Raw genomic sequence first — 424 nt, 5'->3', positions numbered from 1 at the left:
GTCCTCCGAAGGCGAGGCCACCGGTTCTGTCGATCTGTCTTGCCAGCGCAACCGCTTCATCGGCCGACTGCACGCCGCAGCGTCCCATGCCGGTGTCGCATTCGACCAGCACCGGTAGACGATGACCGGCATCGGTGAAGGTGGTTGCCAGCCCTTCGAGCGTCTCCATGCTGTCCGCTGTCACCGACAGGGTGACGCGCCCGTGCAGCGCCAGAAGCCGCTCCAGCTTGGCGCGCCCAAGGATGTTGTAGGGAAGAAAAATATCGGCCAGCCCGGCATCGGCCATCACCTCGGCCTCGCCGATCTTCTGGCAGGTGATGCCGACGGCGCCGGCCGCCACCTGCTTCTTCGCCCAATAGGGCAATTTGTGCGTCTTGATATGCGGCCTGAGCTTCAGCCCGTTCTTGTCGGCATGCGCCTGGGC

At 64.6% G+C, this 424-nt stretch carries 1 protein-coding gene; it reads right to left on the bottom strand.

Annotated elements, in window-relative coordinates; translation table 11 throughout:
- The coding region (locus tag EN969_RS34995) for an alanine racemase (RefSeq protein WP_206525396.1) at positions 1-424 on the bottom strand (424 nt) is incomplete at both ends.

Source organism: Mesorhizobium sp. M7A.F.Ca.CA.003.01.2.1 (genome assembly GCF_003998945.1).
Lineage (GTDB): Bacteria > Pseudomonadota > Alphaproteobacteria > Rhizobiales > Rhizobiaceae > Mesorhizobium > Mesorhizobium ciceri.
This window is presented reverse-complemented; position numbering and strand designations above follow the sequence as displayed.